19 protein-coding genes are annotated in these 20,286 nt (G+C 72.7%); 7 read left to right on the top strand and 12 right to left on the bottom strand.

All coding sequences use genetic code 11. From position 1 onward, the window contains the following. Positions 1 to 175: 175 nt before the first annotated feature. Entirely contained in the window at positions 176 to 934 is a 759-nt protein-coding gene (locus ACZ49J_RS29780) for a hypothetical protein (RefSeq protein WP_467453397.1), read from the top strand. Between the two features lie 200 nt (positions 935 to 1,134). On the opposite strand, the gene ACZ49J_RS29775 is transcribed toward ACZ49J_RS29780, so the two are convergent. Further along, positions 1,135 to 2,013 (bottom strand): GntR family transcriptional regulator, encoded by an 879-nt coding sequence (locus ACZ49J_RS29775; protein ID WP_467453398.1) that lies wholly within the window; start codon positions 2,011 to 2,013, stop codon positions 1,135 to 1,137. 178 nt (positions 2,014 to 2,191) lie between these two features. Between ACZ49J_RS29775 and ACZ49J_RS29770 the strand changes: the two genes are divergently transcribed. Together ACZ49J_RS29770 and ACZ49J_RS29765 are read left to right on the top strand one after the other, a co-directional pair. Then, positions 2,192 to 3,034, top strand: coding sequence for a (2Fe-2S)-binding protein (locus ACZ49J_RS29770; RefSeq protein ID WP_467453399.1), 843 nt, complete (start codon positions 2,192 to 2,194; stop codon positions 3,032 to 3,034). Positions 3,035 to 3,385: 351 nt separating this feature from the next. Next, on the top strand, positions 3,386 to 4,429 hold the full coding sequence (locus ACZ49J_RS29765; RefSeq protein WP_467453401.1) for a DUF2637 domain-containing protein: 1,044 nt from the start codon (positions 3,386 to 3,388) through the stop codon (positions 4,427 to 4,429). A 154-nt stretch (positions 4,430 to 4,583) separates the two neighbouring features. Here the strand turns inward: ACZ49J_RS29765 and ACZ49J_RS29760 are convergent, their stop codons facing one another. Both ACZ49J_RS29760 and ACZ49J_RS29755 read right to left on the bottom strand, forming a co-directional pair. Further along, positions 4,584 to 5,066 carry an ATP-binding protein gene (locus tag ACZ49J_RS29760; RefSeq protein WP_467453402.1) on the bottom strand — a complete coding sequence of 161 codons (483 nt, stop codon included), beginning with the start codon at positions 5,064 to 5,066 and terminating at the stop codon, positions 4,584 to 4,586. 339 nt (positions 5,067 to 5,405) lie between these two features. Next, positions 5,406 to 6,440 (bottom strand): protein phosphatase 2C domain-containing protein, encoded by a 1,035-nt coding sequence (locus ACZ49J_RS29755; protein WP_467453403.1) that lies wholly within the window; start codon positions 6,438 to 6,440, stop codon positions 5,406 to 5,408. A 1,359-nt stretch (positions 6,441 to 7,799) separates the two neighbouring features. Between ACZ49J_RS29755 and ACZ49J_RS29750 the strand changes: the two genes are divergently transcribed. The 3 genes from ACZ49J_RS29750 (at position 7,800) to ACZ49J_RS29740 (ending at position 11,573) form a co-directional block, all read left to right on the top strand. Then, on the top strand, positions 7,800 to 8,282 hold the full coding sequence (locus ACZ49J_RS29750) for a DUF456 domain-containing protein (RefSeq protein WP_467453404.1): 483 nt from the start codon (positions 7,800 to 7,802) through the stop codon (positions 8,280 to 8,282). 125 nt (positions 8,283 to 8,407) lie between these two features. Next, complete coding sequence (locus ACZ49J_RS29745; RefSeq protein ID WP_467453405.1) at positions 8,408 to 10,822, top strand: glycosyl hydrolase family 95 catalytic domain-containing protein; 2,415 nt, start codon at positions 8,408 to 8,410, stop codon at positions 10,820 to 10,822. A gap of 208 nt (positions 10,823 to 11,030) precedes the next feature. Beyond that, positions 11,031 to 11,573: a hypothetical protein gene (locus ACZ49J_RS29740; protein ID WP_467453406.1), complete on the top strand. Its 543-nt coding sequence runs from the start codon at positions 11,031 to 11,033 to the stop codon at positions 11,571 to 11,573. Positions 11,574 to 11,583: 10 nt separating this feature from the next. On the opposite strand, the gene ACZ49J_RS29735 is transcribed toward ACZ49J_RS29740, so the two are convergent. The 6 genes from ACZ49J_RS29735 to ACZ49J_RS29710 form a co-directional block, all read right to left on the bottom strand. Next, the gene (locus tag ACZ49J_RS29735) at positions 11,584 to 12,159 is read right to left on the bottom strand and encodes a hypothetical protein (RefSeq protein ID WP_467453407.1); all 576 of its coding nucleotides are present in this window, start codon (positions 12,157 to 12,159) and stop codon (positions 11,584 to 11,586) included. Continuing rightward, the gene (locus ACZ49J_RS29730; RefSeq protein ID WP_467453408.1) at positions 12,156 to 13,553 is read right to left on the bottom strand and encodes a hypothetical protein; all 1,398 of its coding nucleotides are present in this window, start codon (positions 13,551 to 13,553) and stop codon (positions 12,156 to 12,158) included. The genes ACZ49J_RS29735 and ACZ49J_RS29730 overlap by 4 nt, the downstream gene beginning before the upstream one ends. After that, positions 13,550 to 14,383, bottom strand: a complete 834-nt coding sequence (locus tag ACZ49J_RS29725; RefSeq protein WP_467453409.1) for an ABC transporter ATP-binding protein — start codon at positions 14,381 to 14,383, stop codon at positions 13,550 to 13,552. The genes ACZ49J_RS29730 and ACZ49J_RS29725 overlap by 4 nt, the downstream gene beginning before the upstream one ends. After that, entirely contained in the window at positions 14,380 to 15,198 is an 819-nt protein-coding gene (locus tag ACZ49J_RS29720; RefSeq protein WP_467453410.1) for a zf-HC2 domain-containing protein, read from the bottom strand. Before ACZ49J_RS29720 ends, ACZ49J_RS29725 begins: the two co-directional genes overlap by 4 nt. Next, positions 15,195 to 15,755, bottom strand: coding sequence for an RNA polymerase sigma factor (locus tag ACZ49J_RS29715; RefSeq protein ID WP_467453411.1), 561 nt, complete (start codon positions 15,753 to 15,755; stop codon positions 15,195 to 15,197). Before ACZ49J_RS29715 ends, ACZ49J_RS29720 begins: the two co-directional genes overlap by 4 nt. Before the next feature lie 308 nt (positions 15,756 to 16,063). Beyond that, the gene (locus tag ACZ49J_RS29710) at positions 16,064 to 16,321 is read right to left on the bottom strand and encodes a hypothetical protein (protein ID WP_467453412.1); all 258 of its coding nucleotides are present in this window, start codon (positions 16,319 to 16,321) and stop codon (positions 16,064 to 16,066) included. Between the two features lie 10 nt (positions 16,322 to 16,331). On the opposite strand from ACZ49J_RS29710, the gene ACZ49J_RS29705 reads away from it, so the two are divergent. Next, positions 16,332 to 16,538, top strand: a complete 207-nt coding sequence (locus ACZ49J_RS29705; protein ID WP_467453413.1) for a hypothetical protein — start codon at positions 16,332 to 16,334, stop codon at positions 16,536 to 16,538. Between the two features lie 206 nt (positions 16,539 to 16,744). Here the strand turns inward: ACZ49J_RS29705 and ACZ49J_RS29700 are convergent, their stop codons facing one another. The 3 genes from ACZ49J_RS29700 to rsgA all read right to left on the bottom strand — a co-directional run bounded on the left by ACZ49J_RS29700 (position 16,745) and on the right by rsgA (position 19,975). Then, positions 16,745 to 17,242 carry a methylated-DNA--[protein]-cysteine S-methyltransferase gene (locus tag ACZ49J_RS29700; protein ID WP_467453414.1) on the bottom strand — a complete coding sequence of 166 codons (498 nt, stop codon included), beginning with the start codon at positions 17,240 to 17,242 and terminating at the stop codon, positions 16,745 to 16,747. Between the two features lies 1 nt (position 17,243). Further along, on the bottom strand, positions 17,244 to 18,689 hold the full coding sequence (locus tag ACZ49J_RS29695) for a DNA-3-methyladenine glycosylase 2 family protein (RefSeq protein ID WP_467453480.1): 1,446 nt from the start codon (positions 18,687 to 18,689) through the stop codon (positions 17,244 to 17,246). A 221-nt stretch (positions 18,690 to 18,910) separates the two neighbouring features. Continuing rightward, complete coding sequence (gene rsgA / locus ACZ49J_RS29690; protein WP_467453481.1) at positions 18,911 to 19,975, bottom strand: ribosome small subunit-dependent GTPase A; 1,065 nt, start codon at positions 19,973 to 19,975, stop codon at positions 18,911 to 18,913. Between the last annotated feature and the right edge of the window lie 311 nt (positions 19,976 to 20,286).

Raw genomic sequence — 20,286 nt, 5'->3', positions numbered from 1 at the left:
ACGGAGTCGCGCGGGGGGAGGCACGCGGTGCCTTCCGTGCGCCCCGTCTCACCCCATGACTTTGTGAAATCCTTCACCCGACCCCTTGGCCGGGTACGGAGATCCGTGCTGAGATGCGGCCACCACTCAACAGCTCGAAGGCGCGCTAGGGGAGGGCAACGTGGCGCATCCCGCCATGTCTGGTACGGGAACGACCGCAGGTGACGATCCGCTCCAGACCGCGGTATGGCGGTTGCGCTCGCGCGCCTGCTGGGCCGACGCGGCCGCCCTGCTCCAGCCGGTCACGCCGGCGGCGTCGCTCCAGCGGGCCTCGCTCCTCGTCGAACGCTGTCTCTACACCGAGAAGGGCTGGGAGGACGCCGAGGACGCCCTGCGCACGGCCGAGGCGCAGGCCCAGAGCGACGACGAGCGGGGCGCGGCGGCCTGTGAGCGCGGGCAACTGGCGTACGCGGCCACGCTGCTCCACGTGCGGGACCGCGCGGACGAGGCACGCGCGGCCCTGGGCCGGGCGGCGGCCCTCATCCCTCCGGGCGCACCGGCCCGGGCCCTGCTGGACTTCCGCCGCGGCCTGCTCGCCGAGAACCTGACCGGCTCCCCGCAGGCCGCGCGCGCCGCCTACCGCCGCGCCCACGCGGGCGCCACCGCCCACGGCGACCTGCTGCTGCTCTCGTTCACCTGGCGCCACCTCGCCGGGCTCGCCCTCCGTGAGGGCGAACTGGCCGAGGCCCGCCACGGCTTCACCGAGTCCCTCCGCATCCGCGAGGAGCTGGGCTACCTCGTCGGCACGGCCCCGGCGCTGGCGTCCCTGGCAGACACGGAAACAGACCCGGAAGCCACCCGCCTCCGAGCAGAGGCCACCCGCCTCTTCCGCCTCCTGGGCGGCGTCCCGACATGGCTGGCCAGGCAACTGGCCCCACCGGCGGCAACGGCATGAGCGGCAACTGAACACCTGAGGGCGCACCCCGGCAAGGGGCGCGGGGAACTGCGCGACAAGCCACAACCACCCCGCACCCGGAATCGATCCGAAAGCCCCACGACACGCCCCGACAAGGGGCGCGGGGAACTGCGCGAGCAACCACACACAACCCGCACCCGGAAATCGACCGAACCCCGACGGCGGGCCCCGCAGAGCGCCTACGCGCCGGAGAAGTGCTCCCGCAACAACCCCTCCACCGCCCCCAAGTCCCGCCCCACCAGCGCGTCGAGCAACGCGAGATGCACCGCCGCGTCCGCCATCATCCCGCTACGGCACCGCACCGGCTCACCCCCCAACGGCCACTGGGACCGCCGATGCAGGTCGTCCGCGACCCGCACGAGCTGCTCGTTGCCGGCAAGCCCGAGCACCGCGCGGTGAAACGCCCGGTCCGCCTCGCCGTACGCCGCGGGGCAGCCGGACGCCGCCGCCCGCGCCGTCTCCTCCGCGAGGGGCCTGAGCTCGTCCCAGCGCTCGGCCGGCAGCGTGCGCGCCAGCCGCAGCACGACCGGCATCTCGATCAGCGCCCGGATCTCGGCGAGTTCGGCGAGCTCCCGGGCGCCGCGCTCGACGACGCGGAAGCCGCGGTTGGGCACGACCTCGACGGCGCCCTCCAGGGCGAGTTGCTGCATGGCCTCGCGTACGGGAGTGGCGGACACCCCGAAGCGCTCGCCGAGCGCGGGCGCCGAGTACACCTCGCCGGGCGTGAGGTCCCCCGCGACGAGCGCGGCGCGCAGGGCGTCGAGGATCTGCCCGCGGACGGAGGCCCGCTGCACGACCGGACGCGGGATCGGCGCCTCACTGTGGGTGTGCTCACCCCGTACCGCGTCACCTCGTACCGCGTCACTTCGTACCGCGTCACCTCCCCCGCGGCGAGGCGCGCCCGGGGCGATTCCCCGTTCCCGGTTGACGTCAGCCACCCCGGGCTGCTGCGGCACCCGGGCGGCCCGGCCGCGCGCCTCGGGGAACCCGGCCCCGGCTCCGGAGGCGGCCCCGGTGGAGCCCCGCGGGTCGCGCGGGCGCGGTCCGGCCTGCTCCACGGGTTCTCCTCAGGGGTCGTTGGTGCGCGAGGTGCTCACATGCGCCGCCGGGGTTGTTACCGGTCGTAAAGCACCATAAGCGCACCGAGCGTCAGTTCAAATATCGACCGCTTCGGGTAAGGTAAGCCTTACCTGTCGATCACCGCCCGGCTCGACGACCGCGAAACGGGGGTCCCCCATGCCGCTCCCTGCACCGGCCACGTCGCCGGTCGAGGACGCGTACACCCGGCTCACCGACGTGTATCCCTATCTGAGCGTGACGGAACTCTCTCCCACGGACGCGACACCGCGGGGTGACGGCTGGGTCCGTGCCGCGCGGCTCGCGGAGGGCGGGGCCGACCTCGACGCGTTCCTCGCCTGGGACGACGAGCAGGTGCTGCGCGACTACGGCCAGAAGGGGCGCCCGGACGTCATCGCGAGCTTCGGTCTGCACCGGTACGCCTGGTCGGCCTGCCTGCTGTTCACGGTGCCGTGGTTCCTGGCGCGCCGGGTGCCGCGCCTCCCCGTGGAGCACGTCGCCTTCCAGCGGACCGAGGGCCGCCTGGCCGTCCGCGTCGGTACGTTCGCGTGCCTTCCGGGCGACCCGGCGGGCGGCCTGCCCGGCGCGCGGGTCGTACCGGACGAGGAGGCCCTGCGGGCCGAGCTGCGGGCGGCGGTCGCCGAGCACATCGAACCGGTCCTCGCCGGCTTCGGCCCGCGGATGCGGCGCCGCGGGCGCGCCCTGTGGGGCATGGCGACCGACGAGGTCGTCGAAGGAGTCTGGTACGTCGCCCAGTTGCTCGGCGAGGAGGAGCGCGCCCAGCGCGAGCTGGAGCTGCTGCTGCCCGGTACGACGAAGCCGTACGTGGGCTCCGCGGCCTTCCGCGAACTGACGGGCCCCGACGGCCAGTCACTGCCCACCCGGGACCGGGTGAGCTGCTGCATGTTCTACACACTGCGCCCCGAGGACACCTGCCCCAGCTGCCCGCGCGTCTGCGACGCGGAGCGCGTCGCCAAGCTGACGGCCGCAGCCACCAGTTGACACCCCCTCCCCAGGGGCGCCCCTCAGCGCATCCGTAACCGATCCGCAACCCGCCAGGCGCAACAGGGCGCGACTCCTGCCGTAAGATCCACTCGCGGTGCGGACCGTGCGCGGGTTACAGGAGATTCACAACTTCCTCACTCGTCACGGGAACTTTCCGAGGAACCACCCGTACGGGTAGTGTTGCTCGCACTCAACTCCCGTCCCTCGCGCGGTAGTTCGAGCAGAATGCCGCCTTGCGCATCTTCTTGCACTTCCTTGGCGGTCTCTTGCCCCGAAACCCCCTGAGGGCAGTGGGGATTGGGCCAATATGGCGGGCGTTACGCCCTATCCCAATGCAAGGGACCCCTGATGAGATTGACCGACATATCGCTGAACTGGCTGCTTCCGGGCGCCGTACTGCTCCTGGGCATGCTGGCGGCGGTGGCGGTGCTCGCGCGCGGCAAGCGGTCCGGGGAGCACGCGAAGACCGAGGACTCCTGGGAGCGCAGCGAGGAGCGCCGCCGCCGCAAGGAGGCCCTCTACGGCACGGCCTCCTACGTCCTCCTCTTCTGCTGTGCCGCGGTCGCGGCCGCGCTCTCCTTCCGTGGCCTGGTCGGCTTCGGTGAGCAGAACCTGGGCCTCACCGGCGGCTGGCAGTACCTGGTTCCGTTCGGCCTGGACGGCGCCGCCATGTTCTGTTCCGTGCTCGCGGTCCGCGAGGCCAGCCACGGTGACGCGGCACTCGGCTCCCGGATACTCGTCTGGACGTTCGCGGGCGCGGCGGCCTGGTTCAACTGGGTGCACGCGCCCAGGGGCCTCGGCCACGACGGTGCCCCGCAGTTCTTCGCGGGCATGTCCCTCTCGGCCGCCGTGCTGTTCGACCGCGCGCTCAAGCAGACCCGCCGTGCCGCGCTGCGCGAGCAGGGCCTGGTCCCGCGCCCGCTCCCGCAGATCCGCGTGGTCCGCTGGCTCCGCGCCCCCCGCGAGACCTACAAGGCCTGGTCGCTGATGCTCCTCGAAGGCGTCCGCAGCCTGGACGAGGCCGTGGAGGAGGTGCGCGAGGACAAGCGCATCAAGGAGGAGACGCGGACGCGCAAGCGCGAGCAGGAGCGCCTGGAGCGCGCCCACCTGAAGGCGATCAGCCGCGGCCACCGCGGTCTGCCCGGCCGCGGCGGCGGCCGGCAGGTGGACGTGACCACCGTGGAACGCGCCCCCGCCCAGGCCACCGCGGAGCCTGCCATATCCGCGGCGGAACCCCTGCCCGTCCGTACGCGCCCTTCCCTGCAGCCCGTTCGCGGGAGCTCTGACAAGCAGATCACCGTCGACCTCACCGCGGAGGACGACACAATGGCGCTGCCCCGGCTCGACTCCCTGGAGCGCAAGCTCAAGGACCTGGAGCAGCAGTTCGGCTAGAACACACTCCCGCTCGTGCAGGCCCGCATCGCCTTCACGAGCCGAACGGGGCGGGGGCGCGGCGCACGAGCCGCGCCCCCGCCCCGTTCCCGTGTCCGTCCCGCGTCCGTCCGGGCCCGTCCCAGTCCGCCCGGGGCGTCCGGCGTTCGGGCGATCAGGCGGCCTCTGCGCCCAGTTCGAACCACACCGCCTTGCCGACCCCGTGGGCCTGCACACCCCACGAGTCCGCGAGGGACTGCACGAGGACAAGGCCCCTGCCGTGCGTACCGTCGTCTGGGGCCACCGCCCGCAACCGGGGCCTGCCGCCCACGAAGTCCCTTACTTCCACGCGGAGTTCCTGCGGCGAGACAGTCGCCGTCAGGACCGCGTCACGGTCGGTGTGGATGAGTGCGTTGGTGACGAGCTCGCTGGTCAGCAGCTCGGCTATCTCCGATCTCCCGGGGCGCCCCCAGTGCCGCAGGAACTCCCTGAGCGCCCTCCGGGTCTCGGGCACGGCCCGCAGGTCGGCCCGTCCGAGCCTGCGCCTGAGCTCCCCCGCCCCCGCCTGCTCCGTAGCACTGTCGGTCGCTTCCTCCACCGTCTTCGCCGAGGTGGCCCCGATCGCCACGGGACCGCCGCCTCGCGCCTGCCTCTTCATGACCCCCGCCCGCACGCCGATGACGATTCCCCTCCTGCTCGAACACCCTCACGGGGATCCATGCCCCCGTCCGGAAGGCGACAGTCATGCTGAATCGTCAAGCACCGCCGGTAGGCGTTCAAACGCACACAGTCAAGCCACGCTGGTGAAGGAGCCGGCCCCCCTCACCACCAGCGCGAAACCATCACGCAGGGCAACGAAACGGACACCCCATACCCGCGCGCGGGGCGCGAAACCCGACCGCGCGCCGCGGTCCCCACCGTCCACGCCCGCCTGCCGATCCGGCCGTATCCGACCAGCCGCTCGTGGCCACGGGATGTGGCCACCGGCACCGCCCGGTCACGCCTCCCAGACGGCCGCTGCCGTGCGGTCGTCGGCGTATCCCTTCACCCGCACCTGGGTGTCGGCGAGGAATGCGGCGAGCCCCGGGGGCTCCCCGGTCGCCCAGCGATCCGTCAGGTGTTCCGCCAGCCGGGGTTCGTCGCGCAGGGGGTCGGCGAGGCCCGCCGTGCACAGCAGCAGTGTGTCCCCGGGGCGGGCCACGGAGGCGCGGAAGCGGAAGGGCTCCTGGGGCGGTGCTGGGGCCGGCTCGTACGGACTCGGGGGCGTCGCGATGCCGAGGTCCATGGTCAGGCGGTCCCCCTCGGGGGTCTCGTGGGGCTGCGAGCCGAAGCCGACGACCGGTGCGCCGGTGGTCGCGGCGACCCGGGGTTCGATGTCCTGCCACTCACCGTCCCGCAGCCGGAACAGGCCTCCGACGCCGACGCCGAAGAAGACGCGCGTACGGCACTGTGGGTCGGCCGGAAGCAGCAGACAGCGCAGGCCGGCCGTGTACTCCTCGGGCTCGATGCCCTGTGCGGCGGCGCTGGCCCGGAGTTTGCCGAGGCTGCGGTCGGTGAGCCGGTGCAGCCCCGACTTCAGTTCGCCGCGCCGGGCGGCCCGGATGTCCTCGGCGAGCCGGGCGTGGCTGCGTCCGACGGCCTGCCCGATCCACTCGCACGCCTCGGCCGCCGCCCGGTGCGCCCCCGGTGTGGCGCGGGCGCCGGTCGCCATGGCGACGAGCACCAGTGCCGCCTCGCCCGAGCCGAACCGGGCCGTCAGCAGCGAGTCACGGCGCGGCTCGCCCCGGAACCGGGCGGAGTCGCCGCGCACGGAGGCGGCCCGCAGCGTGCACGCCCCGTAGCGCGCCCCGTCGAGCACGGTGTCCGCGACCAGGTCCCGCAGGTCCTCCGGGTCGGCGGCGGGCAACGCGGTGGGCTCCGCGTCGTACGTGGGTGGCCCGGAACCGACGTAAGCGATGTCGGCCGGTTCGGAGCGGGTGACAAAGGTGACGTCCTGCGGCTGGAGCGCTGCGGGAACGGGGGCCTCCGGCACGTCCGGGCGTGCGGGGCCACCGCCCGGTGACGCCTCCGCGCGAAAGCCCGGCGGCTTGGGCCCGGGCGGAAAGACCGCGGGCCCCGTCGCCGTCGCATCACCGGCCGACGCGCCCCACGCGGCCCGCCCCTCGGCATAGAGGGCCGAGCGGTCGCCGGAGGCGGACGCCTCGTGCGGGTCGGTGCGGGCGGCCTCGGTGGCCCTGTTGTGGGGAACCGCCCGGTCGCCGTCACCGGAATGGGGCGGCTGTCCGCCCGCGGTGGACCGCCCGCCCGTGGCAGACCGGTCACCCGGCTCACGCCGATCACCCGTGACGGGCCGGTCACCCGGTTCACGCCTATCACCCGTGACGGGCCGGTCACCCGGTTCACGCCTATCACCCGTGGCAGACCGATCACCCGCGACAGGCCCATCACCCGACCCGCGCCAATCACCCGAGACAGACCGATCACCCGCGACAGGCCCATCACCCGACCCGCGCCAATCACCCGAGACAGACCGATCACCCGAGACAGGCCCATCACCCGACCCGCGCCAATCACCCGAGACAGACCCATCACCCGCGACAGACCCATCACCCGGTTCACGCCCGTCACCCGCGGCAGGCCGGAGGCCCGCCTCGCGCCGGTCGTCCGGTGCGGGGCGCTCGCCCGATGCGGGGCGCTCGCCCGGCTCGGGAAAACGGGGCTCCCGTTCCGTCCGGGGACGCTCGTCGTGCCCGGACGGGCCCCGGCTTCCCGTCGGCCCGGTGGAGCCGGAGGCGGGACGGGGCGGGGTGTCCGGTGAGGTCGCGGTGCGCTGACCGGGCACCGTCGGCGCCTCTCCGCCCGGAGGCGGGGCACCGCTGGGTGAGGGCTCCGGGCCCTGCCCCACCGTGCCCGCCGCCGAGGCGAAGCGGTCGTCGAGGGAATCGGCCGCGGCCGTGGGCCCCGTGTCGTCGGTGGAGTCGTCGTACAACTGCCCCCACCAGTCGTCATCGTGACCGGTGGGCCTCTCCCCCTGCTGGCTCATGCCCGTAATTGTCCACCGCGGGAGCCGGATGAAAACGGGGCTTCCGGAAAAACCGGCCAGGCGGCTGACCCGGAACGACACCTGGGAGACAGTCTCGAACTGCCGTGCGACCTCCGGTGATTCCAGACCCCGGCGCACCGTCCGGCGCGGCGTACCGCCGGGCGGTCCCACCCCCCACAGGAGAACCGCCCGGCGGCGTGTGAGCGGCCCCGGCGTTCGCCCTGAGTGTGACCCACGCTCCTGGGGTTCCCCTGTGATGCGGAGGCATTCTCCTGAGAGACACGGGACTGACCACGGTCCGGGCTCTCGCGACCTGCGTCTCCCCTCCCGCTCCAGCACCCTGGGCTTATGGGAGCGTGGCAACTCCTCCTGGTCGGGGTGGTGCTCCTGCTCGGCCTCTGCGGAGTGCTGGTGCCCGGCGTACCGGGATCATGGCTGGTGTGGGCCGCGGTCGCGTGGTGGGCGCTGGAGGACACCAGTGGTCTCGCCTGGTTCGTGCTCGTGGGCGCCACCGTGGTCATGCTGCTCTCCCAGGCGGTCCGGTGGATCCTGCCACCGCGGCGGCTGCGGGCGAGCGGCGCCACCCCCCGCATGGCGGTGTTCGCCGGGGCCGGAGCGCTTCTCGGCTTCTGTCTGATACCGGTGGTCGGGGCGATACCCGGTTTCATGGCCGGTATCTACCTCTCCGAACGGCTGCGGCTCGGCCGCCACCGCGAGGCCAGGGCGGCGCTGCGCACCGCGATGCGGTCCGGTGGCTGGAGCGTGCTGACGGAACTGTTCGCCTGCCTGCTGATCGCGATGACCTGGATGTGTGCGGTGATCTGGGGTTGACGACCCGCCGTTCAGGGCTACTTCACACATCGGATCTCTCTCTCCCTGTTGACGAGCACACGCACCTTCTCTACGTTGCCTCGCGGGATAGCTCCGATGAATCATCGCCAATCACCGTACGCATCATGCCGTTCGAGCCGCCGGGAGGCACCATGCCCCGCCCGTCCGACGCGTTGCCCAGCCCCTCCAGACGTACTGTCCTCGCCACTGGTACCGCCCTCGGCGGAACACTTCTCGCCGGAGGGCTCCCGGCCCCGGCGAGCGCGGCCGCTCCCGAAGCCCCCGAACCGTCCGGCTCCGGACCCTCCGCCCCGGAACTCTCCCCTTCCGACCCCTGGCGCACGGTCCTCGACGACGCCGACCTGGTCTGGCAGCGTATGCCGACGACCTGGTACGAGGGCCCGTTCCTCGGCAACGGCTTCCTCGGCTCCGGCATCTACGCGGAGCCCGGCGACGACCAGCAGGACGGCACGTTCCGGGCGGTGCGCTTCAACGTGCAGCACTCCGAGGTCCAGGACCACCGCCCCGAGTTCGGCTCGCTGTTCGGGCTGGCCCGGCTCCCGATCGGCCACTTCACGCTGGAGCCCGTGGGCCGCATCACGGGCCTGGACTGGCGGCTGCGGCTGCGCGACGCGGAGCTCACCGGCACGCTCACCACCGACCGGGGCACCCTCACGATCCGGGCCCTGGTGCACACCTCCCGCTCGGTGCTCGCCGTGGAGGTGACGCCCAGCGCGGGCGAGCGCGGCTTCCAGTGGGTGTTCCATCCGGCGGAGGCGATCAGCCCGCGCGCCGCGTTCAGGCCGCTGCCCGACGGCTACCAGGGCAATCCGCCCGCCGAGGTCGGCGAGCAGGACGGCGTCTCCACGTCCGTACAGCCCCTGCTGTCCGGCGGGCAGCACGTGACGGCGTGGCGGGAGCGGACGTGGGGCGCCGGCCGGACGCTGTACGTGAACGTGGCGTACTCGTACCCGCGGAGCACGGCGCTGCGGCAGGCGGTGCGCACGGTCCGGGACGCCTCAAAGCTCCCCTACGCGCAGACGGCGCTGACGCACCGCGCCTGGTGGCACGCCTACTACCGCAAGAGCTTCCTGTCGCTGCCCGACGCCCGCATCCAGCGCTTCTACTGGATCCAGCTGTACAAGACGGCGTCCGCCGCGCGCCGCGACGCACCCGTGATGGCGACCTGCGGGCCCTGGCTGGAGTCCACGCCGTGGCCCAACACCTGGTGGAACCTCAACGCGCAGCTGGAGTACTGGCTCATCCACGGCTCCAACCACCTCGAACTCGACGCGATCACCCGGTCGCTCAGCGAGTTCCGGGAGAACCTGGTCAAGGAGGTGGCCGCCCCGTACGACGCCGACTCGATGGGCATTCCGCGCACCACGGACCCGCACCTGGTCAACGGCGCGCAGAGCACGCTCATGGGGTACGGCGTCGGCATCCCCGGCCAGGACCCGCCGACCCCCGAGGTCGGCAACCTCACCTGGGCCCTGCACAACGTCTGGCTCAGCTACCGCCACACCATGGACAGGTCGATCCTGAGGGACGTGCTCTTCCCCCTGCTCCGCAAGGCGGTCAACTACTACCTGCACTTCCTGGAGCCCGGCCCGGACGGCAGGCTGCACCTGCCCGCGACCTTCTCCCCCGAGTACGGCGGCAACTCACGGGACTGCAACTACGACCTGATGCTGCTGACCTGGGGCTGCCGTACGCTGCTGGACTCCGCCGAAATCCTCGGCATCAACGACGAGCTGGCGCCGCGCTGGCGCGAGGTGCTGGCCAAGCGGGCGCCGTATCCGACCGACGCGAACGGGTACATGATCGGCGCGGACATCCCCTTCGCGAAGTCGCACCGCCACTACTCGCATCTGCTCGCCGTGTACCCCCTGTACGAGGTGACCGGCCGCACCCCCGACGAACGGGCCCTGATCGAGAAGTCGCTGGCTCACTGGGTGGGCTTCGAGGGCGCGCTCCAGGGGTACACGTTCACCGGCGCGGCCTCCATGTCGGCGCTGCTCGGCAAGGGTGAGGACGCGCTGGGCTATCTCGGCCAGCTCATGTCCCGCTTCATCCAGCCCAACACCATGTACAAGGAGTCGGGCCCGGTCATCGAGACACCGTTGTCGGCCGCGCAGTCCCTGCACGACATGATCTGCCAGTCCTGGGGCGGCGTCATCCGCGTCTTCCCCGCGCTGCCGGCCGCGTGGGCGGACCTGACCGTCCACGACTTCCGCACGCAGGGTGCCTTCCTGCTCTCCGCGGTGCGGAAGGGCGGTGTGACCCGCTGGATCCGGCTGACCAGTGAGGCGGGGGCGCCGTGCGTCGTGCGGCACGGGATCGAGGGGGCGGTCGATGTGCGGGACGGGTCGGGGCGGCGGTTGCGCTACTCGGACGCGGGTGAGGGTGCGATCCGTATCGCTCTGGGAAAGGGTGAGTCCGCGTTGATCACCGCGCGGGGCGACCGGCCGGACCTGACGGTCGCGCCGGTGCGGCCGAACGAGGACGCGCCGAGGTGGGGGTTGCCGGCGGAGGGGTGAGTGGCCGGGGTTGTTGCGCCCCCGCCGCCCCCACCCTCCCCCGCTCTCGGCTTCGCTCGAGCGGGGGGGACCCCCATCCGTCCCCTGAGCGGTGTGCATCGTGAAGTCGCAGGTCACGGGTTTGGTGTGAATGGCGAGTGGGGTACTCGTGCCGGTCGGCGGCTGATGACCATGGCGTAGATCATCGGGCAGGTCCGGCTCCGGCGGGATGCCGTGTTCGGCTGCGCTCACGACCGGGTACCCGGCGTCCGCCGGAGGCGCCGCAGACAACCTTCCGGCCATCGGCTACCACGACGACTCCTTCTGCTACCGCGAAGGCGACCCGGCACAGGGCGTCACGCTCCCTCAGTCGATGGGCGGAGCGTCCTGGGCTCAGCTGCAGAAGGCCCTGGAGCACGGGATGGAGAACCGGTGGACCACCGCCTTCATGGGAGGCGAAGTCCGGCCCGAGATCCAGTCCACCGCCTTCAACAACTGGCCGGGCGGCTCGGGTGCCGTGGACAACCTGAAGGCCTGCGTCGAACTCGAGCACACCACTTGGAAGATCAACGAAGGCAGCGCCAACTACTCCGCCTCCGACCCCAACGTCGCCGCCGCCGTCCGCCTCATGGGCTACAACCTCTCCGTCAAGAACGCGTACTTCCACGACACCGCACAGGGCACCACCGATGGCCGACTGTGGCGGGCTGCGCGCCGAGATCGCCAGGGCGGCGGAGCATGGCCTTTCCGAACGACGACAACCCGACCCTGAGCGGGTCCGCTCACCGTCTCGGTCCCGCGACCGCATAGGCGGCCGTCCCGGCGGCCGCGAGGCCCAGGGCCGTCCAGGTACCCGCCGCCGTGCCGGGTGGCAGCAGCATCCAGGTCGCCACCTGCATCGGCGTACTCGTCACCGGCGGGGCGAAGAACGAGAACGAGACCCAGGCGAACGGCAGCGTCCACGCGTACGGGCCGCCTGAGAGCGCCGCGCCCAGGGCGGCCAGTCCCATCAGGCCCGCAGCGTCCCGGACGACGAACGCGGTGGTGGCCATGTCCTCGCCCATCGTCTGCACGGCCATCAGCACCGCGGCGACGACAGCGCCCGCGAGCAGCACATGCCCTGCCCTGCGGGGCACCCAGCGGATCGCGGCCGTCCGGTCCAGCGCCGGGTCCTGCCCGCCGAGCCCGGTCGAGGCCGCCATCGCCCCCGCAGCGAGGACCAGCACGGGGAGCCGCGGGTCAGCGGGCCCCTCATCCCCGCCTCGGCCGAGTGCCCAGACCGCCACCGCGCTGATCACGACAGCGGCGAGCGACGCGGGCACCTGCCGCGAGCGCGCGTACAGCGTCAGCCATCTCACCGGGACGCACCGCCGCTCAGCGCGTCGAACGCGTCGCCCTTGCAGGAGTGCGCGGCTGTGCGCATCGTATTGATCCGTGTGAGCTGCTCGGCCGGCGGAAGCGCCTTGAGTTCCTTCCACACCGAGCGGCTCTCTGCGTCGACCTCGCGGCGCAGAACGGCCGACAGCGTGCCGGGGAGTGGCTTGAGGTCGCCGAGGACCCAGCCGGCCGCGACGGTCTGCGCGTACAGGTCTCCTCCCACGCTGGTCCAGCCGACAGGATCACACCCCGGCACCATGCCTTTGGCGATCAGCGCCCGGGTCAGCTCCTCGCCCTTCGCGGCGGCGATGATGTCGTCGTCGAAGTCGAGGAGCACAGTCCTGCGGGACCATTGCGGCGTGGCGCCCTTCGGCAGTACGGCGGTGTTCTCGCGGACCGAGTCCGGTGCCCGGTCACCCAGGGCGATGTGCAGCAGTCGCAGCGCCTCCTTGGCGGGGCCCTCCAGGTCGGCGAGTCGGTCGCGGTGGGCACTGGTCACACACACCGGGCCGTCGCACACCAACTCGGCGGCGGCCTCGTCGACGACGTACATCCGGCGCGGGTCGGAGGGCAGGACGAGCAAGGCGAGCGCGGCGCCCGCCAGGACGGGCGTCAGGGCGACCAGCCGGGCGCGTGGGGTCGCGGCGACCAGCAGCGCGAACCCGGTCGCGGCCATCCCGAGCAGCCAGATCGTCTGCCCGACGTGCACGGAGGCGGAGACCGTGACGAGCACGTTGCTGACCTCTTCCACCTCGGGTGACAGCAGGGAGAGCAGATTCGGCTCCGTGCTCGTCACCCCGTCCCCCGTGGTCGTCCGGGTCCGGCCCAACGACATGTGCATGAGGGCCGTGAACACCAAGGCGACCATGGCCAGCACGGGCGGGGTGAGCACGGACGGCAGGGCCCGCCCGGCGCCCATGCCCAGCACGGCGCCCGCGACCAGGAAGAGCGCCCCCACCAGCGAGATCGGCAGCCACCCGAGGTGCATGTACTCGGTGTGGGCGAGCACTTGAACCCCGCCCACGAGGACGAGCAGTGCATAGGCCGACGCCAGCGTGATCGCCGTCGCGCCCGCCGGCTTGGCCGCGCGGTGCCAGGCGGGACGCGATGTGGTCGTGAGCAGCTCGGTCATTTTCGAACGGTGGTCGCGCAGGCCCTGCAGAGCGCCGAGTCCCACGGCGAGTGGCCACAGATAGAACAGCAGGCCGCGGGTCCACATGGCCAGGGACGTCCACTGGGCCGTCCAGGCCGTGGTGCCCAGCGACCACGCGGCGTTGGGCAGATACAGGAACGTCAGCGCGGTCGTCAGGACGACGACGCCGGCCCACGGGGCGACCGAGCGCTTCAGCTCGGTGCGAAGGACGCGGACGTTCACCAACTACCCCTTTCCTGCTGGGGTTTGAGGAGCAGCGCCGAGTAGCCGCGCTCCAGCGGGCTGTCGCCCACGTGCTCGGGGCCGCCCGCCGCGGCCAGTTCGTCCGGGGTGCCCTGGAAGACCAGCCGGCCCTCGGCGAAGAGCACCACGTCGGTGCAGGCGGCGGCGACGTCCTCCACCAGATGGGTCGAGACGACCACGCAGGTGTCCTTGCCCAGTTCCTGCAGCAGTTCGCGGAAGCGCAGCCGCTGTGCCGGGTCCAGGCCGACCGTCGGCTCGTCCAGCAGCAGGATCGTCGGGTCGTTGACGATGGCCTGCGCGATGCCGACCCTGCGCACCATGCCGCCTGACAGCGCCTTCATCCTGTCGTCGGCGCGGTCCGCCAGACCCACCCGCTCCACGGCGCGCTGCACCGCCGCGGGGATCTCCGCCTTGGGCACCTCCTTCAGCCAAGCCATGTACTCCACGAACTCGCGCACCGTGAAGCGCTTGTAGTAGCCGAACTCCTGCGGCAGATAGCCGATCCGGCGGCGCAGCGCACGGAGCTCGCCCGTACCGCCCACGGACTCGCCGAGCAGTTCCAGGGCGCCCTCGGTGGGGCGCAGCACGGTGGCCAGCGTCCGGATGAGGGTGGTCTTGCCCGCCCCGTTGGGGCCGAGGAGTCCGTGCACGCCGGTGCCCAGGGACAGGTCGAGGCCGTCGACGGCCATTCGCTTCCTGCCGACCCTGACCTTCAGCCCGGTGGCCTGGATCTCCCAGGCGTAGGCCGTCGGTGCGATGTCGGGCGCGTTCACCGCGGACGTCATGTGGTGTTCCTTTCCTGTGGTCATCGATGGGCTCCCAGCACGGTGTAGGCGCCCCTTCGGGCGATCACGACACCGATGCCGAGTGCGAGGATCAGCGCCCACACGGGCAGACCGCCCGTCTGGAGCGCGAAGGTCGTACGGCTGGTGGCGAGGGTCGGCGCCACGACCACGGCGGCCCACACGGCCGCCAGTGAGACAGCGGCGCGGGTCACGCCGACAACACCCCCAAGAGCCAGGGTCGTCGAGGTGAAGGCCAGACAGGGCAGCAGCCACTGAGCCACCATCACCCCCGTCGCCCATCCGCCCACCAGCAGCGCGGGGACGACCACGGCGAGCACGGACGCGGTGCGCCGCAGCACCAGACGGAGACCGGCCCTGGGCACCGAGGCGGTCAGTTCGTACGCCGGGTCCAGACCGCGGGACCACGACGCCGCGACACCGAGCACGGGCAGGACCGGCGCCAGCAGCAGCACCGGCGACACCTCGCCGGAACCGGTGCCGACCAGGTCGAGCAGCAGCGCGAGCAGCGTCACGGCCACGACCATGGCCAGCCACGGCACCATGGTGGGCGTCATCCACCTCGACAGACGCGCCGACCAGGGCGGTCGGTGCGGCATCGGGGCGGTGACCGCCAACTGCGGTTCGAGACCGGACCACACGGTGTCGACCAGCGCTGCCACGGCGGGCGCCCCGGCATCGACAGCGGCCGACAGCCGGTCACGGCACCCCCGGCACGTCTCCAGATGGGCCTCTACGGCCCACACCTCGTCGGCGGCGAGGTCGGCGCCGCCCCGCGCGTAACCCTCGATGATCCGCCTCGACGCGTGTTCCCCACTCATGCCAGCGCCCTCCGCATCGCGGTCCGGGCCCGCCGCGCACGGGTCTTGACCGTGCCCTCGGGCAGCCCGAGCAGGACCGCGGTCTCCCGGACGGACAGCCCGTCGAGCACCATGGCCTGCAGTACCTGTCTCAGTTCCGGCGCGAGGCATCGCAACGCGTCCCCGACATCACCGCCGACGGTCGCCGCGAGCGCCTCCTCCTCCGCGGCGGGCGCCGCCTCGGCCGTGGCGGCGGCGGGCGGCGGCTCCGCGTGATGAGCCCTGCGGCGGAACGCGTCGACCAGACGGCGCGCCGCGATCGTCCACAGCCAGCCAGTGGCCGACCCTCCGACCGCGGCCCCGGCGAACGCCCCCGCCGCCCGCCACACCGCCAGGTAGGTCTCCTGCATGACCTCTGCGACGATCTGCTCGTCCCCGCACCGGCGCCGCAGCCGCACCGCCATCCACGGCGACGTCCGCCGGTACAGCTCCTCGAACGCGGCACAGTCGCCTCTGGCCACCAGCCGGACGAGACGCTCCTCGTCCAACTCGTGCAGCGCTGCTCTGACTGATCTCACACCCGCTAGACGCCCGAGCCGTCCCGCGGGTTTTCTCCCCGACGTGATCCCCGCCACATGAAGCCGGCGGCCGCGCCTCCCGCGAGCGGCCACCTCGCCGACTCCTCTACGTCCGGCTCATGCCTTGCCGAACCGGAACACGGTGCAGACAAGGCCGTCAGGGCCCTCGACGGAACTGTTGTTTTTCTTCACGCCAAACTCAACTGCCGTCGGGGGCCCGTCAGTTATGGGCGCCCCGCGCGACTACCGACGTGCCGTGAACCGCCCGTCGCCCCGCTTGTGCAGCCGGCCGCGGTCGGCGAGCCTGGTCATCTTCGCCCGCAGAGGTTCCAGCTTGCCGCGCCCCGAGGCGTCCAGGCCCAGCCGCTCGCCGACCGCCCTGACCTGCACCGGGCCGTCGGCTCACGCACGATCGCCAGGATCTTGCCGTAGCCGTCAGGCAGCGCGCCCTCGTCGGCCGTGTCGCCGCGGTGCGGGATGAGCAGGACTGCCCGCCCGGCCACCTTCGCCGGCACCGGAGCGACAGTCCCGGCGCCGGCGAGGGCCTGCTCGGCCAGACGGTTCAACACCCGCTCCGTGCGCGACACCACGATCGCCAACAGCGATCGCCAGTTCATCCCGCTCGGCCTGGACCTCCTGGAGTTACTTGGCCGACTCCTCGGCGAGGGCGTCCAGTTCGCACCGGCGGGTGGTGATCCACTGCCGCTCCTGCATCCCCCGCGCCCTCCCGCGTTCTCACGGTGTGTCGACCTGCTGACGGACGTAGGCGGGGGCCGGTCGTGAGCGCAGCCGAACACGGCATCCCGCCGGAGCCGGACCTGCCCGATGATCTACGCCATGGTCATCAGCCGCCGACCGGCACGAGTACCCCACTCGCCATTCACACCAGACCCGTGACCTGCGACTTCACGATGCACACCGCTGCCTGGGGGCTGAGCCCCGGGGATGGGACGGGTAGGGGCGGCGGGGGGCGAATCCCCCTGGCCCCACTACTGGCCCGGAACCCCACCCTCAAGGCTCAGAAGCCGCAGCTTGCGCTCCAGGCCGCCCGCGTACCCCGTCAGCGCACCGCTCGCCCCGATGATCCGGTGGCACGGCCGGACGATGAGCAGAGGGTTCGCCCCGATCGCCCCGCCGACCGCCCGAACCGCCGCCCGGGACGCCCCGATGCGCGCGGCGATGTCCCCGTACGTCGTGGTCGCCCCATAGGGAACCTCGTCCAGCGCAGCCCACACGCGCTCACGAAACGCCGTACCCCGAGCGCGCAACTCCAGCCGGAAGTCCTTGAGTTCACCGGCGAAGTACGCGCCGAGCTGCTCCTCCGCCGCGCGGAAGACACCCGGCGCGTGCCGCCACCCGGGCTGGACGGCCCGCCCGCCCTTCTGCCCGGGTACGGACAGGGACGTCAGGGCCCCAAAGCCGTCACCGGTGAGGAGGAGCCGGCCGACGGGACTGTCGACCTCGGTGTAGTAGGTGAGCTCGGACATGTCAGACTCCGGTTTCCTCTCGCTCCGGACTGTGCGCGGTCCTGAGGTGATGGAGGGCGTACGAACGCCAGGGACGCCAGTTCTCGGGGACGTCCACACCCGCGGGCGCGACGTCCGGATCACCGAGGGCGCGGGTACGGATCACGGCGACCGTCCCGGCGTCCATGCCCGGGAGCGCGAGCAGCGCGTCCTGCGCGGCGTCCCGGTCGGCCCCGGCGTCGAGCCGCAGCGACCCGTCGGCCAGCGCGGTGGCGAGCGCGCCGAGGAGGCCGCGGCCGCCCTCCGCCTCCGCCAGCGCGGCGGACTCGGGGAAGACATGGGTGAGCGTCCCGCAGGGGGCGTCCAGGGCCTTCCCGTAGCCGCGTACCAGCCGCTCGGCCTCCGCCACGCCCACGACGGCACGAACGGCCAGTTCCTCCGGGTCGGCGGCGCCGGGTGACCGCAGGCCGGGGCGCGCGGCGACCAGCGGGGCCAGCCGGGGGTCGCGGCCGAGCCGCTCGTCCACGGCGTAGGGGTCGGCGTCGAGGTCGAACAGCCGCCGCAGCCGCTGCACGGCGGTGGTGAGGTCACGGGGGTCGCCGAGCCGGATCCGCGCGTCGAGCCAGCCACCGTGCCCGGCTTCCTGGCCCCCGCCCGACCCGTCACTCCCACCCCCGCCGGACCCGCCGCCCGGCCGTTCGTCGACCGCGACGACCCCGTGGCCGTACGGCAGTCGCAGCGTGCGCCGGTAGGTGCGGCGCCCGGGAGGCCCGCTGACCTCCTCGACGCCCGCGACCGCCTCCTCGGCCAGCAGATCGAAGACGGCGCCGGACCGGTACGGTCCCCGGTAGGCGAGCCGCAGCGGAATTCCCGCCGACGGGGCGGCGGCCCGACTGCCCGCACCGCCCCGGCGCGGCGCCGCGGCGCGCAGCGCGGTGGGTGTGGCGGCGTACACGGCGCGGATCGTGTCGTTGAACTGCCGCACGCTGGCGAACCCGGACGCGAACGCGATCTCCGTGATCGGCAGATCCGTGGTCTGCAACAGCACCCGCGCGGTGTGCGCCCGCTGTGCGCGGGCCAGCGCCACCGGTCCCGCGCCGACCTCGGCGGTGAGCTGCCGCTGCACCTGGCGGGCGCTGTACCCGAGGCGCCCGGCCAGCCCCGCGACGCCCTCCCGGTCGACGACGCCGTCGCCGATCATGCGCATGGCACGACCGACGACATCGGCGCGTACGTTCCACTCGGCGGAGCCGGGCGCCGCGTCCGGCCGGCACCGGCGGCAGGCCCGGAATCCGGCGCGCTGGGCGGCCGCGGCGGTCGTGTAGTACCGCACGTTGCGCCGCTTCGGCGTCACCGCGGGGCAGCTCGGGCGGCAGTAGATCCCGGTCGTCCGCACGGCGAAGAAGAACTCCCCGTCGAACCGGGCGTCCCTGCTGCGCACGGCCTCGTACCTGGTCTCTTCGTCGATCACGTCGTCCAGTCTGCGGGATCGTCCGCAGCGGGGCTGGCGGGTTTCGGACGCGACGTTGGGGGGCGGAGGGTTTCTCGCCCCCGCCCCCTACCCACCCGTCCCATCCCCCAGGGGCTCCGCCCACCCCGCTCGGGGCACCGCCCCTGGCCCCGTTTCGGGGGCTCCGCCCCCGGACCCCCGCTCCTCAAACGCCGGAGGGGCTGAAATTGACGGGCCACCTACATCCAGCGCCCCCTCTTGGCCTCCATCGCCGCGCGTCCCTCCGCCCCCTTCCGCTTCCATTCCCGGCGGATCTCCGCCCGGACCCTGGCGTCCGTCTTCGCGACGATCCGCTGGTTCTCGCGGAGCAGCTTGCGGTAGCTGTCGAGGCGCCGTTGCGGGAGGCCGCCGGAGTCGACGGCGGCCAGGACCGCGCACCCCGGCTCCGCGACGTGCGCGCAGTCGTGGAAGCGGCACTCGGCGGCCAGCTCCTCGATCTCGGAGAACACCTGGCCGACCCCGGTGCCGGCGTCGAAGAGCCCCACCCCGCGCAGCCCCGGCGTGTCGATGAGCACGCCCCCGCCGGGCAGCGCGAGAAGGTTGCGCGTCGTGGTGGTGTGGCGGCCCTTGCCGTCGACGTCACGCGTGGCCTGGACCTCCATGACGTCCTCGCCGAGCAGCGCGTTCGCGAGCGTCGACTTGCCGGCGCCGGACTGCCCGAGCAGTACGGACGTCCCACCGGAGATGACCGCGGCGAGGACGTCCAGGCCCTCCCCGAGCGCGGCGCTGACGGGCAGCACCGGCACTCCGGGCGCGCTCGTCTCCACGTCCTGCACGAGGTGGGCCAGGGTGACGGCGTCCGGCACGAGGTCGGCCTTGGTCAGCACCACGACGGGCTGCGCGCCCGACTCCCAGGCGAGCGCCAGGAACCGTTCGACGCGGCCGAGGTCCAGTTCCGCGGCGAGGGACACGGCGACGACCGCGTGGTCGACGTTGGCCGCGAGGATCTGCCCCTCGGACCGTTTGGAGGAGGTGGAGCGCACGAAGGCGGTACGGCGCGGCAGATACGCGCGTACGTAGCGGGGACTGCCCGAGGGTTCGACGGCGACCCAGTCGCCGGTGCACACGACGCGCAGGGGATCGTGCGGGGTCACGAACGCGGTGTCGGCGCGCATGACCCCGTCGGCGGTGATCACGTCGCACTGCCCCCGGTCGACCCGGATCACCCGCCCGGCGACGAGCCCTTCGGCGTCGTACGGGGCGAACTCGTCCGCCCACGCCTGGTCCCAGCCGTAGGGCGTCAGGGCCGGGAAAGCGGCGGAGGAGTGAGCCGCGGGAGAAGAGGAAGCTGCAGACGAAGCTGCAGACGAAGCCGTAGACGCAGACGAGGACGAAGGAGTGGACGAGGGCGAAGCAGAGGAAGTCAAGGGAGACCCTTCACAGGGTGGCCCCGGCGGGCGCGCGCACGCGCGGAGAAGTCGCGGGAGTCGTCGAGGTGTCAGCCGGTGACCACGGAGGTGGACTTGATGGATTCCTGAGTGTGGGCAGCGCCCATCGCAATGACAGCCATCGGTCAACACCTCCGTTCCTCGTGCGGTTCGCGCCTCACCCTAGC

This window comes from Streptomyces sp. NPDC030840, assembly GCF_055572015.1.
This window is presented reverse-complemented; position numbering and strand designations above follow the sequence as displayed.

Coding starts and splice junctions, on each gene's coding strand:
- ACZ49J_RS29780 (WP_467453397.1), top strand. CDS start 176: ATGTCTGGTACGGGAACGACCGCAGGTGACGATCCGCTCCAGACCGCG.
- ACZ49J_RS29770 (WP_467453399.1), top strand. CDS start 2,192: ATGCCGCTCCCTGCACCGGCCACGTCGCCGGTCGAGGACGCGTACACC.
- ACZ49J_RS29765 (WP_467453401.1), top strand. CDS start 3,386: ATGAGATTGACCGACATATCGCTGAACTGGCTGCTTCCGGGCGCCGTA.
- ACZ49J_RS29760 (WP_467453402.1), bottom strand. CDS start 5,066: ATGAAGAGGCAGGCGCGAGGCGGCGGTCCCGTGGCGATCGGGGCCACC.
- ACZ49J_RS29750 (WP_467453404.1), top strand. CDS start 7,800: ATGGGAGCGTGGCAACTCCTCCTGGTCGGGGTGGTGCTCCTGCTCGGC.
- ACZ49J_RS29745 (WP_467453405.1), top strand. CDS start 8,408: ATGCCGTTCGAGCCGCCGGGAGGCACCATGCCCCGCCCGTCCGACGCG.
- ACZ49J_RS29740 (WP_467453406.1), top strand. CDS start 11,031: ATGCCGTGTTCGGCTGCGCTCACGACCGGGTACCCGGCGTCCGCCGGA.
- ACZ49J_RS29725 (WP_467453409.1), bottom strand. CDS start 14,383: ATGACCACAGGAAAGGAACACCACATGACGTCCGCGGTGAACGCGCCC.
- ACZ49J_RS29720 (WP_467453410.1), bottom strand. CDS start 15,198: ATGAGTGGGGAACACGCGTCGAGGCGGATCATCGAGGGTTACGCGCGG.
- ACZ49J_RS29700 (WP_467453414.1), bottom strand. CDS start 17,242: ATGTCCGAGCTCACCTACTACACCGAGGTCGACAGTCCCGTCGGCCGG.